The 18,225-nt window shown below is 58.0% G+C and carries 16 protein-coding genes and 2 pseudogenes; 7 read left to right on the top strand and 11 right to left on the bottom strand.

From position 1 onward, the window contains the following. Positions 1-368 precede the first annotated feature (368 nt). Positions 369-1,013 (bottom strand): acyl-homoserine-lactone synthase, encoded by a 645-nt coding sequence (locus WDX12_RS16265; protein ID WP_434725531.1) that lies wholly within the window; start codon positions 1,011-1,013, stop codon positions 369-371. Positions 1,014-1,693: 680 nt separating this feature from the next. On the opposite strand from WDX12_RS16265, the gene WDX12_RS16260 reads away from it, so the two are divergent. From WDX12_RS16260 to WDX12_RS16230, 7 genes and pseudogenes are all read left to right on the top strand, one after another. Then, positions 1,694-2,446: a carbonic anhydrase gene (locus tag WDX12_RS16260; protein WP_027056310.1), complete on the top strand. Its 753-nt coding sequence runs from the start codon at positions 1,694-1,696 to the stop codon at positions 2,444-2,446. 399 nt (positions 2,447-2,845) lie between these two features. Continuing rightward, complete coding sequence (locus tag WDX12_RS16255; protein ID WP_027056311.1) at positions 2,846-3,535, top strand: B3/B4 domain-containing protein; 690 nt, start codon at positions 2,846-2,848, stop codon at positions 3,533-3,535. An 84-nt stretch (positions 3,536-3,619) separates the two neighbouring features. Then, positions 3,620-4,258, top strand: coding sequence for a LysE family translocator (locus tag WDX12_RS16250; protein WP_010914002.1), 639 nt, complete (start codon positions 3,620-3,622; stop codon positions 4,256-4,258). Between the two features lie 18 nt (positions 4,259-4,276). Continuing rightward, on the top strand, positions 4,277-5,164 hold the full coding sequence (locus WDX12_RS16245; protein ID WP_172234055.1) for a dihydrodipicolinate synthase family protein: 888 nt from the start codon (positions 4,277-4,279) through the stop codon (positions 5,162-5,164). Between the two features lie 112 nt (positions 5,165-5,276). Further along, positions 5,277-5,404 (top strand): annotated as a pseudogene (locus tag WDX12_RS16240) (IS630 family transposase); the annotation flags it as partial. 14 nt (positions 5,405-5,418) lie between these two features. Further along, positions 5,419-6,030, top strand: a pseudogene (locus WDX12_RS16235) (ISKra4 family transposase); the annotation flags it as partial. A gap of 983 nt (positions 6,031-7,013) precedes the next feature. Continuing rightward, on the top strand, positions 7,014-9,533 hold the full coding sequence (locus WDX12_RS16230) for an ATP-binding protein (protein ID WP_434725530.1): 2,520 nt from the start codon (positions 7,014-7,016) through the stop codon (positions 9,531-9,533). Between the two features lie 122 nt (positions 9,534-9,655). Here the strand turns inward: WDX12_RS16230 and virB11 are convergent, their stop codons facing one another. Genes virB11 through virB2 form a run of 10 tightly spaced genes read right to left on the bottom strand, consistent with a single transcriptional unit; the run spans position 9,656 to position 18,222 of the window. Next, a complete protein-coding gene (gene virB11, locus WDX12_RS16225) occupies positions 9,656-10,696 on the bottom strand; it encodes a P-type DNA transfer ATPase VirB11 (protein ID WP_434725529.1) in 1,041 nt (346 codons plus the stop codon). Next, positions 10,680-11,819, bottom strand: a complete 1,140-nt coding sequence (gene virB10, locus WDX12_RS16220; protein WP_434725528.1) for a type IV secretion system protein VirB10 — start codon at positions 11,817-11,819, stop codon at positions 10,680-10,682. Before virB10 ends, virB11 begins: the two co-directional genes overlap by 17 nt. Then, on the bottom strand, positions 11,816-12,697 hold the full coding sequence (locus WDX12_RS16215) for a TrbG/VirB9 family P-type conjugative transfer protein (RefSeq protein WP_027056319.1): 882 nt from the start codon (positions 12,695-12,697) through the stop codon (positions 11,816-11,818). Before WDX12_RS16215 ends, virB10 begins: the two co-directional genes overlap by 4 nt. Next, positions 12,694-13,407 (bottom strand): type IV secretion system protein VirB8, encoded by a 714-nt coding sequence (locus WDX12_RS16210; RefSeq protein WP_027033433.1) that lies wholly within the window; start codon positions 13,405-13,407, stop codon positions 12,694-12,696. Before WDX12_RS16210 ends, WDX12_RS16215 begins: the two co-directional genes overlap by 4 nt. Beyond that, complete coding sequence (locus WDX12_RS16205) at positions 13,404-13,562, bottom strand: type IV secretion system lipoprotein VirB7 (protein ID WP_081609673.1); 159 nt, start codon at positions 13,560-13,562, stop codon at positions 13,404-13,406. Before WDX12_RS16205 ends, WDX12_RS16210 begins: the two co-directional genes overlap by 4 nt. A 26-nt stretch (positions 13,563-13,588) precedes the next feature. Next, positions 13,589-14,476, bottom strand: a complete 888-nt coding sequence (locus tag WDX12_RS16200) for a type IV secretion system protein (RefSeq protein WP_027056320.1) — start codon at positions 14,474-14,476, stop codon at positions 13,589-13,591. A 57-nt stretch (positions 14,477-14,533) separates the two neighbouring features. Continuing rightward, positions 14,534-15,208: a type IV secretion system protein VirB5 gene (locus WDX12_RS16195; protein WP_027056321.1), complete on the bottom strand. Its 675-nt coding sequence runs from the start codon at positions 15,206-15,208 to the stop codon at positions 14,534-14,536. Between the two features lie 13 nt (positions 15,209-15,221). Further along, complete coding sequence (locus tag WDX12_RS16190) at positions 15,222-17,591, bottom strand: VirB4 family type IV secretion/conjugal transfer ATPase (RefSeq protein WP_434725527.1); 2,370 nt, start codon at positions 17,589-17,591, stop codon at positions 15,222-15,224. Next, positions 17,591-17,917 carry a type IV secretion system protein VirB3 gene (locus tag WDX12_RS16185; RefSeq protein ID WP_006329140.1) on the bottom strand — a complete coding sequence of 109 codons (327 nt, stop codon included), beginning with the start codon at positions 17,915-17,917 and terminating at the stop codon, positions 17,591-17,593. The genes WDX12_RS16190 and WDX12_RS16185 overlap by 1 nt, the downstream gene beginning before the upstream one ends. After that, the gene (virB2, locus tag WDX12_RS16180) at positions 17,917-18,222 is read right to left on the bottom strand and encodes a pilin major subunit VirB2 (RefSeq protein ID WP_244441097.1); all 306 of its coding nucleotides are present in this window, start codon (positions 18,220-18,222) and stop codon (positions 17,917-17,919) included. The genes WDX12_RS16185 and virB2 overlap by 1 nt, the downstream gene beginning before the upstream one ends. Positions 18,223-18,225 lie beyond the last annotated feature (3 nt).

Genomic DNA, 18,225 nt, shown 5'->3' with positions numbered 1-18,225 from the left:
ATCCAGTCAGTTCGGTAAAATTGATTGTTGGGATAGCCAGCATCCACGCCATGGATGAACTAAACCTCAGTCCAATGCGGGTGATGTGAACCGGGGCGTACGCTTCCGCCTTCAACGGGCTGCGCATATCATGGCCGGCGCCCTCACCTGCGTTAATAGCATGCAAGCCGGCCGGAGGAGACGGGGAATACTTGGGCCGAGTGCGAATGGGTAGTCCCAGCGCACTCTTTGATCTCGCCGTTCAATTGTGCGGACGCTGCTTCATGCATCATTCCTCGGTTTGCTTCTCCAGGCCGGACGCAATGACTCCTTTCGGCGGCGAGAAGCAAACCCTCTTCCGATCCCTGGGGCCACGCACCACGTCTTAGCTATCCGCATGGGCCGTGCGGCAGGCCGAGAATCGGTCGCCACAGTACCGGCCCATTCAGACGTCCCCTCCAGCGGATGCGCAACAGGCTGGCGTGAGAGATCTCGAGAAACCCGGCCACCGCCTCCGTTTTGCCGACGGGCTGCGGCTTTCCGATACGCGACAATGGCCACGTTGCGAGGCGAAGGATCCGTTCCATACGCGTATCGGTCACCGTCACGATCCGGGTGAGATTGTTGGCCAAGCCGAATTCGATCATGCCGGCGAAGAGCTCGTAGGTTGCTTGGGCAAGGCCGCCTGCCGCCTTGGGCGTTGATGGGGGCAAATCGAGCGCGAAACGGCTGCTTTCCCATATGTCGGGACTCGCGGGCGCCACAGCCTCACCCAGCAGCGCCGGGAATGTGTCGCGCAACATGGTCGGCCCAGTGGTTGGCAAAAGGCGCACGCAGCCACGAATTCGCCAATCGGATCCCTTGAGCAGCAGGTAGACAGGCTTCAAGACGTCAAAGGTGTCTGTTTCCATTTCGCCTCCGGTCTGAACTTCCCAATCGAGCCTCTCCTTGAAAACCCGAAATCTGAGCCCGTGCATCTCTTTGAGCTCGCCTGCGAATTCGCTGTAGAGGCCAGGTGTGATTAGCTGAATCATTCGTCGCCTCCGTGCGGGTTGTGTTCCCGCCATCGAAGGGCAAAGCGCACAGCGATGCAGCCTGTGGACGTTTACAGCTATCCTCGCGGAAGGATCCGGATCTCGCCTGACCGGAGCAGCCAGCCTGGCAACCGCATGGATCGTCCGAACGCGAGCTTTGCTTGGCATTTTCCAGATGGAAGGTCCCCTTGGCCTTTGAGACCTGCTTTCCAAGGCGTATTCGCGCGTTTTATCCATGCCTTTATGGTCTTGGCGAGCGTGGCGGGCAGGCTACACAGTGGGTGGCCGAGAGGTCGGGAATCAGTTGGAATGGAGGAATTCGTCTCGCCAAAGAGGGGATCCTTTGCAATGCACTGCCTGCCTGACACTCCCGCTTCAACGTTACGCGCCACATACCGCCGAGTAACAGCCGGACCGGCGACGCCGGCTGTGCTGGTTGTTGGCCTGATCAGCGGCGGCACGGTGAATCTGAGCCACGTCGCCAGCCATTTCCACAGACCGGCGAGCGTAGCCTCCAACGATCGCCGGCGGCGACGCTTCTTCCAGTTTACCAGTTCGACGAGGACTGGCTGGCGTGTACGCTGGTGGCGCGGCTCAACCTACGCCCGCCCTTGCGGCTGTGCCTTGACTGCACCAATTGGAAGCAAGGACATTAGGTTCGCATCAAGGAGCGAGGCAATATGCATCGTCGTAACCTGATTAGAGCATTCATCGCGCTGGGCGTGTGCCCGATCTGCGCCCAGACCGCGCGTGCGGCCAGCGCCCATTGGGGATATGGCGGCTCGGTCGGGCCGGAGCATTGGGCCGATCTGGACACGAGAAATTTCGCCTGTTCGGCGGGCAGGCAGCAGTCACCCATCGACATCGCCGGCACGGTAAAGGCGGATATACCGCGCATCGACATCAGTTGGCTCAAGGGCGGCGGCAGGATGGTGAACAACGGCCACACCATTCAAATCAACATGCCGGAAGGCAGCACCTTGACCCGCGGGGATCGCGTCTACCAACTGGCACAGTTGCATTTCCACGCGCCGAGCGAGCATCACGTGGCGGGCATGAGCTTCCCGATGGAAGCGCATTTTGTCCATAAAGACACAAAGAGCGATACTCTGGGTGTGCTGAGCGCCCTTCTTACGCCTGGCGCGACAAATATCAGCTTTGCCGGTCTCGCCAAGGTCTTTCCGGCCCGGCCCGGCGAGGAGATGGCAGTTGACGAGTTCGATCCCAACGGGCTTTTGCCGGCCTCGCTCGGCTACTGGACCTATGAGGGATCATTAACGACTCCGCCCTGCACCGAAAACGTGGAGTGGATGGTTGCAATGGAACCGGTCGAGGTCGACACCGCAGACATCAAGCGGTTTACGACGCTTTACGCATCTAACGCGCGGTCGATCCGTCCCTCCAATCGGCGCTTCATCCTAGGCCTCAGCTAAGGTCATCGCGCGCGTCAAGCAAAATCGCGTTAACAATCGGGGGGGTCGAACAGTACGACGCCACCTTGGTGGCGCTGGCATCGACCATAATGCCCTAGGGTTCACAACAGCATGACCGGATCATGGGGAACTTGTGGGCCGCTTGCTTGCGGAGAACTGGGTGGCGTCACCGACACCCGTACACTCCGGCCTGGATCTGCTTGATCAGGGATTGATAAATTCGACGCGTCGCTCCCGCGCTGCGAGAACCCTCCTCATACTGGACCAATTAAAATCTCCAAAAGTGGCAGTTTAGTTTGGACCAGTGAACTGCAATATTGGCTTGCAGTCAGGGAAGCGATCGTGACTGGGTCGCGCCGGTCATGGATTGCTTGCGCTCGAACTGATGGAGTTGCCTGGATGTTTGAGGGTCCCATCATCGACGGTCGAATTAAGAATATTGCATCGGGGTTTAGAGCCGTGAGCGTCTACGTCGATGCCACTTCAGCTGGAGAAGGACGTTTCGATCCCCGATTGCTTGGTGATGCCTGCGATTGCGCGTTGGCGGATGGCCCGGCTTGGGCAGAAGCTCATCTGGCGAGTTGGTCCGACGCCTACGTCGTCTTTGGCGCGAAGCCTAACCGTACGCCGTGCTCAGCCCAGGCCCTCAGAAAGCGGGTTCTGAAAGACGGCACTCTTTCGACGATCAACCCGATCGTCGATCTCTACAACGCCATCAGCCTGAAATACGCAGTCCCGGTGGGTGGAGAGAATTTTGACGCCTATGTCGGAAGACCCCACCTGACGATCGCTGACGGGAGTGAGACGTTCGACACCATGATGAATGGAGAGGCGGTCAACGATCCTCCCTTGCCCGGTGAGGTCATCTGGCGCGACGACATTGGCGTCACCTGCCGACGCTGGAACTGGCGACAGGGCACTCGAACCCGCCTGAAGACCCTAACAGGCCGGATGTGGTTCGTACTGGAGGCGTTGGAGACCATGCCGGACGATGCATTGGCAGAGGCGACGGATGCCATGGTCGGAGGGCTGAATGCCTTGATGCCTGGCTGCAAAATCGCGAGCCAAGAAATTGCCATCGCCGGATGAGGTTTCCGGTCGAGCGAGTGGATCCATGGCCGCCCGGGGCATCCGGCGCGATCGATCCGATCGAGATTATCAAGGGCTGAGAGAATGAATGTCGATCTCCATCAGTTGCTCATCGTCTTTGCTGCATATGTCATTGCCGCGGGGAGCCCCGGCCCGAGCAACATGCGCATTATGGGGGTTGCGATGGCGCGCGGCAGAGGTGCAGCGCTCATGCTCGCCTCCGGCGTCGTCAGCGGCTCGATCTTTTGGGGTTTTATGGCCTCCACCGGCATCTCCGCCCTGTTGGCCAGGTACGCCCAGGCACTTCTCGTTCTGCAGGTTTTCGGGGGGCTTTACCTGCTGTTCCTCGCCTTCAGAGCGGGACGGTCGGCGCTTACGTCGAACGAGAAGCTGGCGGTGCGCGCATCGACCGACCAAGTCGCTCTTTCACGGGGTGAGCTCTATAGGAAGGGCCTCTTGATGCATTTGGCGAACCCAAAATCCGTGCTGGCATGGATCGCGCTCGTCACGCTGGGGATCGGCCCGAATTCATCGTGGCAGAGCATCGCGGCGATATTGGGTGGCTGCGCCATCCTAAGTGTCACGATATTCTGCGGCTACGCCATTGTCTTCTCCACACCGCCTATGGTGGCTCTGTATCGCCGCTGCCGCCGCTGGATCGAAAGTCTGTTGGCGATGTTCTTCGCGTTCGCCGGGCTGCGTATGCTGCTTTCCCGTATGTAGTTTCGAAAGGAATGGATGATGACTTTGTTTCGCGGCCTGTCGGCGTTCCCCCTTACGCCAACCGATGCGGAAGGGCATGTCGACACCGAGGGTCTGGCTCGTTTTCTCGAGCGTATTCAACACGCGGGAGCGGACTCCATCGGCCTTCTGGGGAGCACGGGCGGTTATGCTTACCTCACCAGGGAAGAACGCAAGCGTGCCGTTCAGGCTGCCGTGGAATGCATCGGCGGCAAAACGCCTCTTGTCGTGGGTGTGGGTGCATTGCGTACCGATGAAGCTCAGGCTCTGGCGCGCGATGCCAAATCCGCTGGCGCTGACGGCCTGCTCCTGGCACCGATGTCCTACGTTCCCCTGAACGAGGACGAAGTCTTCCAGCACTTCGTCGCCGTGGCCGAGGCGGGGGAATTGCCTTTGTGCATATATAACAATCCAAGCACCACGCGCTTCACATTCAGCGACGCATTGATCGCCCGGCTGTCAGAGGTGTCCAACATCGTCGCGGTGAAAATGCCTCTGGCGGCGAATGACGATTACGCGGGGGAACTGGCACGTTTGCGGTCGATGACGCCTGACACGTTCACAATCGGATACAGCGGCGATTGGGGCGCGGCGGATGCCCTGCTTGCCGGATGTGACACCTGGTACAGCGTTGCGGCAGGTCTGCTGCCGGTCCCGGCGCTTGCGCTGACGCGTGCAGCGCAGTCCGGCGACGCGGTGGAGTCCACTCGGTTGAACCGCGCTTTCGGGCCGCTCTGGACCTTGTTCAAACACTACGGCAGCTTCCGCGTTATGTTCGTCATCGCCGACTACCTCGGTCTGGCGCACGTCCAGCCACCGCGCCCTATTTTGCCGTTGCCGGAGGACGCCGGAGATGACATTAGGCAGGCATTGGAGAAGCTCGAATAGCCGAGCACAGGGCATGCCCAGTGCCACTGCTAGTTAGGCACCCGGCGCGCGGGCGTTCCGCGCACCGTTCGAGATGGAAGTTGGGCGGCGCAGAATTGGATCGGGTTGGTCGCGCGTTGGCTTTGCGGTCTCTTCGGAGTTGAAATGGTCGCAACGTTATCGTGCTCCGGTAGCGCCGGGAAGATGGGCGGCCATCGCAAACGCGTTCTGCAGCCGCATCGAACTTTCATCCGCGACCAAAGGACCGGAAGTAGAATTTCGAGCTGATCGTAGGCCGCTCGCTGCCTGAAGAGGGTGCTCCGCGCTACATCGGTTTCGTCTATGGCTATGATCGCGAGCCGCAACGGCGCATTCTCGACCATCTCAAGAAGCAGCCCGTCCAAGCCAATCAGGATATCACCTTCGTTACCGACGGTGGGGAAGAATCGCCGACTGGTTCCATATCACCGTGCGCATCAGGGTCCTTCGGCAGTTCGTGCAAGGGCTCGAAAACCAGGACGAGCAGACCGGACAGGACCTGCTCGAAACTCTGCGCAGGATCAAATGGCATCTCTGGCATGTTGACGTCTATCGGGCCCGTCACGAAATCGCCGACCTGCAATTCGACGCGGAAGGTCTCGAAACAGGCTAGCCGAACATGCGCAAGTTCCTGACCTCCATCGGCGAGCTCACCAGGCCTACATCGCCTCCAACAGTGCCAGCCTGATTAATTACGGCGAGCGTTAGCGGTCCGGAGATCGCATCTCTTCGGCCCTCGTCAAGGCCACCGTCAACGCCGTTCCAAGCGGGTCGCCAACAAATGGCAGATGCAGTGGAGCAGGATCGGCGCACATCTTCTGCTGCAAACCCGCACGCAGATCCTCGATGACCGTCCCGACGCGCTTGGCGTGCAGCCGCTCACCTCGCCCGCGCCCCGCGGTGGTTCTTGCCAAGAGACGCTCGCTCGCATCTAACGAAAACCGCCGCTGCATTTAGCTGCATCCATTGTTCGGATGCGTGCGATCCAAACAATCAATTTGTTCAATCAGCTTCTTGAAAGCTAACCCTTGTTTGGTGGAACATGGGCTCTGGTCGTCGACGCTGGCTTAATGCAGGGGCTGCACGCAGGAGATACAATGCACAGAGATCGCAACCGGGTAGCGGCATAATGGCTGGCCGACCGGTGTCATCCCCAGGCTGCCGCAGCGTGCGGCTTGTCTGTCCCTCCATGATCTCTCGGAAGACAGTTCCGAATACTGCGACCGGTTGCCCGCCTTGTGTGTCGCCTCGATCTCATAACCGATGGTGAGCTGCTCAATGGGCTATCCTTCGCCGGATAAGAGATGAAGTGCGAACGCTCTCGGGGATCATGCCGATCGTACGTACGTCCTGCTTACTCTGGTCAGGCATAGGGCGCAATTTGTTGGCCCAGCTATGAAACTCTTGCCGGAAGTTAGCTCTGCCGCGTGCGTGATGGCTTGAGCGGACTGACGCAACGAAGGCTCACGAGTATTCGGTTCCTGCCGTCATTATGACGAGACTCAACGGTACCTTCAACATCGGCGTGGTTCGACTCGCCGCGCGAAAACAGGCAAATCTCGATTGAATCCGTCACGCGGTGTCAGCCTGGCATTGGTGCCTTCCCTTCTCAACAACTATCAAATCAGCATTCACGATAGCCCAGTTATCGTTCTCACGTGCCGTAACGCCGTGCCTTCAGTTTCCACGTTCGCGTCGAGCTCGCGAGTGGCCAGAGTTCGGAACAGAACGGTCGAAGTCTAATCGCCGCGAAATTCAACGGAGGGTCAGCGGGGCCAAGGGGGCAAAGTGCGACGGTGTCTAAGCCGTCTTTATGAGGGGAGAGGTACACATGGCTTTCCTGTTCCAGCAGCATCCGGCCGCATACCGAACCGATGCGGAGCTAGAATTCAGGTCAGACTTTCGCAACCCATGCGCTGCGGGTCGAACGCCGTTCCCTTGGGAAACATGGCTCAGTGGCGACAAAGCATTTGTCCTCGCCTTAGCCGCCTCGATTGCGCTCTTGGTCGGGACGCAGAGGCAGGCCCCCAAGATCAACGACGCGGTCATAAGCGAGCTGCGAACGATTCAGATCAACGATGCATTGCTCCAACGCGACGTCGCCCGTGCTCGGACCGACATGGAAGTGGACCACTCGGTTGCTTCTACCGGACAGGCATTGCAAAGGAATCTTGAAGACTTGCAGCGCGATTTCGAGATTTCGCCCGATGAGGCCTCCGGGCAATCCAGATTGCTCGCGCAGCTCGTAAACTCGATCGAAAACACGCAGGCTGCCATCTCAGCCTTGGTCAAGCATAATCAGCGTATGCATAGCTCTCTCGCAGATCTTGCTCGTTCAATTGACCGCCTTGAGGGCGGCAAGCTTGAACTCTCCGAACTGATCGTGTTTTCAGTCGAACCGGGGCTTACCCTCGCCTCACAGATGGAGCTTCTCGAAAGATTTACTCCGGGCCAGGCCCGAGCTGTCGCGGATGTCGTGGCCAGGTTCCGCCCTGTCCTGTCTTCTTTATGGAGGTTGGAGCAAGCTGCCGATCAGATCGCATCCCTCGACACGTTCTCCAAGGCTGCCGAACTGGAGCGAGAGCATCTGAAAGGCTACAGTTTGGCCGGCGCGCAGGCGCAGCGTACGTGGCTTTTCTTTGGCTCTGTGTCCATATGCCTTTGCTTGGCAGCGATCATTAGGGCGTTCAGGCAGCATCTGCGGACCAACCGGTTAGAACAAAGGTTGGAGCTTGAAGAGGAATTGAGCGCGATCGAAGCTCGCTTCAACGATAGTATAGCAAAGAATGCCTCGGCGCGCTGTTCCACCGAAGCAGCCCTTAGACTCATTCAACGCGTTTTCGATGCGGACCAATGCGCGCTTACTCTGGTGGATCCGAGTCTCATCAGGCATACCGAGTACTTTGTGGTGAACACGTGCATGCGCGTCTGGAACGTCGCGCTTATTGATGAAGTCGTTTCACTTGTCCGCGCCGGACGGCCATTGTTTCGCGTCATCCCGGCGGCGGAAATGGTTCGGACCGCCAGAGGCTCTTCCGGTGTTTGTCAAATTGTTGGTTGCAGCGCCTCCGGTCAGCAGGTTGCCGTTTGCATCCTCGTCTTTGAAGGAGATCGCTCACTCCCTTCAGCCGACGACCTCCGGGTTCTTGCCAGTGCTATTGCGCGTCTAAGCAACCATCTTGAAATGCAGCGTATAAATGCGGAACGCGACCTTCTGGTGAATCGATGGGAGCATGTGGAAAGGCTGAGGACTGTCGGCACAATCGCAAGCGGCGCTACACATGAATTCAATAATATTTTAGGATCAATAATTGGATTTTCAGAGATCGCACTAGGTCTTGTGCGTCGGCCCTCGAGAATTCAAAACTCCATCAACCAAATCCTCTTAGCTGGACACCGAGCCAAGCTGATCGTTGACCAGATTTTGGCACTCAGCCAAAAACGCAAGCGCGTGGCAGTCCCTTTCAATATCTCCGAAATTGTAATGGACCTTGCGCCACTGCTGCGCATTACAGTTCGTGCAGATGTTCAGTTGCATTTCAAGATCAACGAGTGGCAAACGGTGGTCGAGGGCAGCCCAACCGAGATGCAGCAGATTCTCATGAACCTGTGCAAGAACGCGTCGGAGGCTGTCTTGAACGAGGGCCGCGTCGAGGTTAGCGTTTCTCGCGCCCAGGTGTGCCAAACCAAGCCGCTGGCTCAGGGCACCTTGAGACCTGGAGATTACGTTCTCCTCTCCATCAGCGACGATGGCCCAGGAATCGCAAGTTCGATACTTCCGCATGTCTTTGAGCCCTTTTTTACCACGCGCTCTCTCGTCGGCGGGACCGGGCTAGGTCTTGCTGCAGTTGACAGGCACGTGAGCGCGCTCGCAGGATACCTAGACGTCACCTCGGTTGTTGGCCGAGGTACGCGCTTTGATATCTACTTGCCAGCCTCCGAGGAGGAGCCAGTCAGCGCTGACGTCACTTTCGGCCCATACAGCGGATCACCGGCCAACGGCGGAATCATTGCAGTCGTGGAGCCCGATCCAGCAGAGTTGGAGATTCACAAGGACAATATCGCCGCGCTGGGTTATGAGCCGATCGGCTTCGCGACCTTCGAAAGTCTTTGCGGCTGGATCGAGAGCGGGAAGGCAGCTGACCTGCTGATTTTGGCGAAGACGCCTTTCCTCGAGCGAGGACGGGCAGAGTCCGTATGCCCGGCCATCATGACGGTGCCTTTCATAGTCATCGGTGACATCGACCCCATTCCGGTCACATCTGACAATCAGGCCTTCGTCCTTCGGCTAGCGAGACCGGTCTCGTCCAGGACAATAGAGCATGCGATACGTATAATGATGATGGCGTGATGCCGCCGACTGGCTCATTCTATGCAAGTAATGTGAGAAGGCCTGGCAAAAGACATCGAAGCAGAACAAAACGACGCGTCGCATCACAATGGACTTATCGATCCCGAGACGTTGTTCTAGCCTTAGTGCTTGTTAAGGAGGTCGGCTACTGTCTCTCCCCGTCGCCGGGCATCGGCGGCGAGCCATACCTCTCCCACCTCGTACAGGTCATCTTGGGTGTGGAACGGCACAATGACGTCAACGGCAGCCGACAGCATGTCAAGAAGCGTTCGATCTTCCACAGCGGCTCCTTGCGGGCTGCTCTTGACGAGGGAAAAGAGCTTTTTGAAGCCCTGGACCGGATCAGCCCCATGGATCGTTGATATTGATCCCGCATGGCCGGAGACGACTTCGCTAAGGTAGGCCCATGCAGCATCATCGCGCATCTCGCCGAGCAATATTCGGTCAGGGCGCATGCGCAAGCTCGCTTGCAGCAGTTGCTCGGCTGTCACCGCACCTACGCCGGCTCGGTCCTTCGGATAGAGTAACCGAACATGGTTCTCGTGCGGGATTACAAGCTCCAGCGTGTCCTCGATACTTATCAGTCTCTCTTGCGGGGGTATAGCGTTGATCAAAGTCTTGCTCATTGTCGTTTTGCCGCTTCCAGTAGGTCCGCAAAGCAGCATCGTGAGCCGTCCCGAAACACACGCTTGCAAAAACTTCTCCAAGTCACCATCGTCGTATTGCTGAAGAATAGTTTGGTCCTGCCGCTCTTGGCGCTGTTTTCGTGACCGCCATTGATTCCAGCGTGAGTATTCGTAGCGAGAAGAAACTTCCTTCAGTTCGGTCACACGACTTGAAGGACGCCGTATCGTCAGGCTTACTGTTCCTGAGGGAACAGCGGGCGGCAAACAGATCTGCAGCCGCTCGCCGTTCGGCAGCTCAGTCGCACAGAGGGGGCTTTGCGGTCCGACATCTTGCTTGCGCAGCGCTCCAGCGAGAATCGCGATGTCCTCCAGATCGTTATAACCTAGTGGTAGCGGATGTTTCGTGAAGACGCCGGCTTGTCGCACAAACGCTTCCCCAGGCCGGTTGATAGCGACCTCTTCGGTCCTCGGCTCCTCAAGCCATTTCAGAACGGGGTCGAGAAGCAAACGCAATTGAGGGTCAGCCTCCGATCGCATTGTTGTCTCTCCGGCGTTGGCGATGTTGGGGGGCTGGCGCCACGACGGTTGCCGTGAGACCGTATACATCCGAGAAATCGAGGTCGCGAGCCACAAAGATGGATACAGCATCTCCCTGGTTTTTCTTCAGGGTTGGCGGGATGTTGACCGTCGCTCTCAGTGTCGTCTCGACGGCTTGTCCGCCATTGCTCTGGAAGCTGTTGATGCCGCTTCCTCCGCCAGAGCTCGCCGCGTATTGACCGGCCGCCTGGAACGCGCCTTGAAGGACGCTCATCAGCATTGATCCGCCAAAGCGTTCCCGGAAGTGATTATCCACCGTGCCAGGCACTCCGGAGCGGCCGAGCTCGTCAGCGCCCGGCGATGCTATCGAAACGAGGGCATGGTCAGGTGTTTCGATGCGCGTCCACAGCACGAAGACACGCGCATCCCCCTGTTCGAGGCCATGCTGGATCTCGCCAATCACGGTCGTCCCACGATCCAAGAGCACGACATTGTTGGTGGCGCCGCGGACGTCTTTAGGTAAGACGCACTTCACATAACCGGGTAAATTTGTGTCGACTGCCGTTTGCAAAAGGCAAGGAATGATCGTTCCCTGAGTAATCACGAGATCAGGGTGCGGCAAAAGTGTGGCCCGGCTCGGCTCCTGTATGTCTGGCTTCAATCGGCCCGACAGGTCGCCACCGATCGAAATCTCATCCGCGGTCGCGGGAGCATCCTTGTGGTCGTCTTCGCTCCGCTGAGCCACGACGGGCTTTTGACTGCTGCTGCTGTAGGCGAAAATTGGTGACTCCTCGGGCGGCGGTTCAGCTGCCGCGGGTTGCGGCGTGGATGGCGCAGGATCTGCCGCCTGCGCCGCCTTTGCAGGTGCTGGAGGTTCGGGAGCAAGCTCAATAGGCACGGGGCGGAACGGCTCGGCGTTCGGGGAAATTGGCGGGTTTGGCTGAGAGGGTTCGTCTTGTGTGCTGGGACGACTTCCGAGCCAGATGAGCGACAGAGATGAGATGAGAACAAGACCGGCGACGGCCAATTTCTGTGATCCCGAAACATGCCGGCGGGCCGGCTCCGAGACCAACGATCCGGATGCATTTACATCGTGTCCCGACTGTGGGCCGGTTTCATTCATCGGCCCGAGCCTTTCAAAACGCGCCACACGTCGGGTCTCACTGTACCGGTCCCCGGCGCTTGTCCAACAGGATCATATGCCCTGTTGAAAATCGACAATACCGTATTGCCATCTCTCAGACGCCATTCCCGGGCGACTGCGGATACTTCAACATAGTCGCCTTTGACTGTGAAGTTGGCAGCGGCTTCCTTGCCGTCGGGATTGATAATGTAGAGGGAGGGTATACGGGAATTGCTTGCGAAGCCAAATACGGTGGTAAAGCCATTGTCGAAAACCTGCAGCGGCGCCAGCGATCGATCGCCCTTTGCGACGTAGTGAAAATTGCTTTCGTCGGAACTGGCAGTTGTACCGGGCCGATTCAACAAATCCTGAACCCTCTGTTCCTGCAGCACCTTTGCCCGGGCCTGACCAAGAATCGAGCGCTTTTCTGCTGCCTGTCTCAAAGCAGCGGCCTCATCACCGGGATAAGTGAACTGCACACTGTAGTATAAGTCAGGTTGCTGCTCATCTAGTTTTGGCATCGCTCTCGTTGAAATGCTGAAGACATATCTGCGGGTACCGGACTCACTGTCGGCCAGAACGACGACCGGCTGCGGCGGCAGGATCCGGCTGGCCTTAAAGAACAGGTAGTTGGCGCGTGGGAGCGCAGCCAAGTCTTTGCTATTGGAAACGGCCACGGCTGCGACGGTCTCGTTGGCCGCGAATGTGACGACCAGCGTTGCCCCCACCGCGGTCGACAGGCGCACCACTTCGTCGGGACGGTAAGCCAAGTAGCGCATCCGCGCATCATGCTTGCCGGCAAGCGGGGTGTCTTCCGCGGAAGCCTCCAGCGTTAAGAGTAGTGAACAGGCCAGGGCGAGAAACGCTCTTTTTGTCATGGCTGCACGTCACCCAGGTTCGACACGCTATCTTCCGAGGTTTGATAGGAAGTGACGAGTAGACCTCCCGGATTGGTGAGCCTTGATTGGGCAGGCAGATCTGTCAGGCGCTCGTAGCGGATGGTTGCTGTCCAGGTGGTCACCAGCGGCATCTGCCCATCGATGGAAAGGGTGCGTTTGTATCGGATCTGTTGAACGTCCGGACTGATGTCGTTTGAGGAAATATGCCCGACTTCGAGCTTGCCGAGCTTGCCGACTGTGACTTGCGGCGAGGTGGGATTCGGATAATTGAAGAAATCTTGATATTGCTGCCGCACAGCCGGTGCGCTGAAACTGGATACGAGGTCATAGCCGTATTGGGCGGAATCGGCTGTGTAGCTCTCGCGCAGGCGTACATATTCCCACAGCGAAGCATTTATGACGGCTCGCTCTTGGGTTGCCGGCAGTCGAGAGACTGACACTTCGCTGTCAACTGTTCCATCCGGGCGTACCCAGAGGAACACAGGTACGAGCTTGGCCAACGGGACCATGGCAGCGATGGTAAATGCCTGCGCAACATTTCCTAGGACCGCCGCTGCCGCAAAGGCTATGAGGGCCTTTGACAGGCGCCGCGCAGACTTCGCTCGTGAAGTTTGAAACGCTTCCACCTTCTTATAGTGGGCGGCTAGCGTTTCTCTCTCCACCAGAAGGGCATGTTCAGGAAATTTCACTTGGGCTCTTTCGCACATTCGACTTCAAGATCTTCAGGGGAGGTTTCCCATTGTCCCACGTTCAGCTGGAATGGCGAACCCGTGCAGGTGGCAAGCTTATCGGTTGTCTTGCAGGCCGCCAAAGCCAGTATTGACAAAAGTAGATAGTATTTCATGTTGAGGTACCGCGCTTGTCGATTGATTAACCACCTGCCGTTTTGGCAATGCGGCGATTGAGGCTGCTAAGAGATTGGTTCGCACCTGCCCAAGAACCGCCGGCTATGCTGCTGGCGATCGTCGGAAGCGCGACGATCAAAGCGTCACCAGCTAGGAAAAGCATATCGAGCTCGTAAAGCCCGATGATCTTGGCTGCTGTCGTACCCTTGTATTTGATCACCGCAAGCATGACTCCCAGCGCGACTGATTCGGCCGCGATAACTATCGTTGCAACGATGTTGAGGAGGACAAGCAGCAGCCCGTATGAGAGCAGTTGGCCGATCCATCTGGTAGCCATGTCTCGAGTGTGATCAAAAAGATAGCCTACAAGAACGAGGGGGCCGATCGCCAGGAGCACCTTCGTCAGAATTCCAACGGCATCATAGATCTCGAACGCTGTCCAGAGCGAGCCGTACAAAATCCATTGCGCTCCCTGGAAGGCAAGTATGTCCTGCTGATTCATTGGCCCAATTTCGGAAGCAATCCGCTGAAAGGCACTCTGACTTGCAGCGAACATTACGTCGAGCTTCTGGGGGATACCGATGAAGGGCAAGGTGCTTCCGCTGATCTGGTGGGCAAGCTTTGGAATCGTGTCGTCGAAGACCGATTCAATGTACAGCTGATAGTTGGCCTGCCCTAAGATGAGGGCGACGACAATCGATACCGTGACTACGCGCGAGATACCTCCGCGCGCGTCGACTTGACCGCGCATGACCAGAAAGCCTTGGATTATGATCCAGAGCGTGACGCACGCAACCAGAGGCGCACTGACCGCCTCTTGGACGTTTCCAATCACTTTGTGCAGCCCCACCGTAAAGGCCCCATGAAAGATCGCGTGTATGGCCGTGAATGGCGCAGGAATTCTGAAAACCATTGCGTGAACCTTATTTGCCCCTGATCAGCGCAGATGAGCCGGATGAACTAAGCGTCGCTACTCAAACATTCTGGCGGTGTCCTGGCGTTCGCGACGCTGCATCGCGGCCTCCTCTGCGGCGTGAAGGCTCGCTTGTGCAGTGGCCATCGTCAGCAGACTCGTGGCCTGGACATTTTGGATAATCGCATCATGAATCTGCTTGAGGACCAGACCGTTGGTGACGGTGGCCTGCACAATATTTCCCGAGCGGGAAAGCTGACCAAGCGTGTTGTCATTGGCCTTAAGGCGCTTGTCCATTACGCCCAGAGTGTCGGCTGCAAGAGCTGCGGCATTGATGGCACCAGCGATTTGTCCCTGTAACAGTTTCGCTTCCGAATCCGTGCCGTCGACTTTCCGGTTTGGGTTGTCCGCAATTGCACGCGCTTTAATCGAAGTTGGCGCCTGACCCTCAAACATCTGCCTCTCAAGCTGATTGCCCGACGGGTAGTGATTTCCTTGGTTCAGTGAACTTAGCAGCCCCGTGACACCGAATGACGAACTTAGTATCTCCACCATTTCCATCGTGGAAGCGAGCGTCTGGGCTGACTTTATCAGGATCTGCGCGGTGGAAACCGCTGTTAAGCCCGCTTGTGTTACTACCGCCGGGTCGATGACGACAAATTGCGACCGGGCCTGTCCGCTAAGTAGAAAGGAAGCGGCAAGCGTCGTTGCTGCAAGCGTGGGAAATCTCATGAATATTCCTCCGTCAGTCTTGAATTTCGTGGTAACGAGTCATGAACTTGTTGAGCCACGCACTTGGGGCATCTCCGTGCTGGTCACGAAGCTGGTCGACAAAGCGCACGGTGTTGGCCCGCCCCGAGAGTACGGCTACATACTCGCGCATCTGGCCAAGATCGAATTCGCAAACAACACTCCCGCTCTCGCGCTTGAGCAAAAACTTGCGGCTGCCAATTGCCATTCCCTGGCGGATTGCCTCGAACTCCTGCGTGGTGCACTTCAAGCCATCGACATACGCGGCCCGGTCGGCCGTCGGTGATGGGTAGAAGATCTTGGTCATGCATTGTGCAACGAGACTGGCTCCGAGGGGCGATTCAAGCACGTGTTCAGGCTGCTGCGTTGCGAGTATCAACATGCCGTTGTTCTTGCGGACGGTGAGCAGGAACTTGTCGATAACAGCCGAGAACTGCGGGTTGAGCAGATAGAAGCGAAATTCGTCGCAGCTCATGACGAACCGACGGCCATCGACAACAGCGCCCACGCGGTGCAGAAGATATGCGGCGGCCGGCGCACAAACCTCCTCAAATTCCAGGAGCTGCGTCATGTCGAAGCCGGTAATGGAGGCATCCAGCCTGACTTCGTCCTCATCGCCGTCAAAGGCCCATCCAAGCGCATTCCCTCTACACCACCGCTGCAGCCGTGCTCCCGCGCCCTCCGAGGGGCTGTGCAGCAGGAATTCGCGCAGGCCCGCAAGTGAGCGCATGGCGGGTTCGAACGAAAGTTGACGAAGAATGCCACGTTCCAGTCGACGGCTTTCCTCCGGCGAGATCGGACCACGGCCGTCACTCTCGATGAGGGCCATCAGCCATTCGCGCAGAAAATCCAACGAGGCGGAGGTGTTGTCCAGTCCGCGCAGAGGGGCCAAGCCGCTCGGAGCGCCTCTGCGCAACGCAAGGTATGTCCCTCCCGTGGCTCGCACCAGCAGTTCACCACCCCGGTCTTTATCGAAAAAGACGATGGCACCATTGCGATCGACCACGCTTTGCTCAAGCATCGCGAGGATAAAGGTCATCAGCGTCGTCTTGCCTTTGCCGACGGGTCCGAATATCGCCGTCATGCCGACGTCATTCTCATGGGGGATGTAGTCGAAAGACGTTCCACCGTTTGTGCGAAAGCGCGCAACAGCTTTGCCCCAGTGGCCGGAGCTGGAACCGCTGGGGAAGTTCTCAAATGAGACAAGCCCGGCAAAATTGTACGAGGTGATCGCCCCGGGGCGCGTGCGCCACCTGTTGTTCCCCGGGAGTTGGGACCAGTACGCGGCCTCCATGCCGATACCCTCTTGGACGATAACGGCGCCTGTGTCGGCCAGCCTTGCGCGCGCATTTGCTGCGCGATCGGCAAGGCTATTGAGGCTGTCGCCATAGACGCACAGGCTCAGATGATGCGAACCCATGACGAACTCGTTGCTTGCCAGTGCGTCCTCTGCCTCGGCAAGTTCATTGATCTGGGTGAGAGCCTTGTCGCCGGCGCTCGTCATCTGGCTGGATTTAAGGCTAAGCTTCGCATGAGCTTGTGGCCGAGTGAGGAAGGAAAAGCTCTGGCTCAGGACAAGCGGGAAGTTGGCGGACAGTAAGGGATTTAGCATGCCTGGCCGCGTCGTCGCCGGATATTCACGGAACGAAAACAATGATCCCACGGAGCTATCCCCGGGTCTTCGAATCTCAAGCGCCCGCTTCCCGCAGATGACCCGATCAGTGTAGATCGAGGCGCCAAGCGAGCCGGTAACTATCGGAACCGGAAGAAACCGGCAAGTCATTATCAACCGAAGCGCCTCACCAATTTCCGTGAAGAGCACGTTGCCTTTCTCGCGAATACCCAACCGGCGCAGACCGTAACCGCCGAGTGAGCCAGCAATGATCTGCCAGAGGTCCTCCAGGCTTCGCAGTTGTGTGGCCAGATCGTTGTCATTCCGTCTGGGGGATTTGGCAATGCGCCAGCCGATCTTACCGATTGCGGTGCGGGGGGACACGACGATAGTGAGGAAGTGATCGTTGCGAAAGAGCTTGCCCGACAGCACATGGCGCTCATAGGCCTCGCTCAGACTGCCAGCAAATGCACTTTGAAACTGGCGCGATGCCGACTCCGGCACATCGTTGTTGCGCACAAGATGAGCGTATAGCGTGACATTGTCATCCGCGATGTTGCGCAAGAGAGTGTTGAACGCGCGGCAGCGCGAATTGCGCATCTCTGCGTCTTCCAAATCAAAGGGCAGGCCGTTCACGTGTGCCATGGCCATGATCGATCCGTCTTCCAGCAGGACAACCTGATCGCTGAGATGACCGACATACGGAAGATAGATCTCGCCAGATCTCTCGGTCCGGCCACTGGCGCCAAACATTACACCATTCCTCTTCCGCGTTTCGGCACTCTGATCGGATTGACGCTGACGCTCGCGCCACCCCAGACCGGCCCGTCCACGCTTCTGCCGGCCGTCTGCAAATAGAGGAGCGCGACGCTTGCGGCGTTATAGTCACGCTCAACCACCAGCCGTGCCCCGAACCAAAGTGGCACGAGCACGATTTCATAAAGTGGGTTTTGAAGGACAATGATGACGAGACCAGCCAACATCATCAGCAATCCGGCCAGCGTCAGCGGCACCCCCAGAAACAGTGCGGGACGTGTCGCCGCCACATAGAGGGTGCTCACTTCCAACCGGTCGCTCATCAGCCACCGCCTATGAGCGCCTTGCCCAGGAAGCTGGCGCCGAACATGATGACGATCCCTCCAACGACACCCGCAACCAAGCCAAGTGAAGCACGACCGAACATCCAAGAGATGCCGATGGCCACGAGTCCGAGCACGGCCAGTGATTGTCCGAAGGGGCCAAGTATGAAGGTGCAGATATTCTGGACCATCTTGGCGGGATCCGTCCCTCCGGTCACCTGAGCCGAGGCTGGCCCGATGGAGAAGACCGTCCACGCGGCGCCTGCAGCAGCGGCCGGTACATATTCAGCCGTCGTGCGCAGCATGGA

This window comes from Mesorhizobium sp. RIZ17 (genome assembly GCF_051127865.1).
Classification (GTDB): Bacteria; Pseudomonadota; Alphaproteobacteria; order Rhizobiales; family Rhizobiaceae; genus Mesorhizobium; species Mesorhizobium humile.
This window is presented reverse-complemented; position numbering and strand designations above follow the sequence as displayed.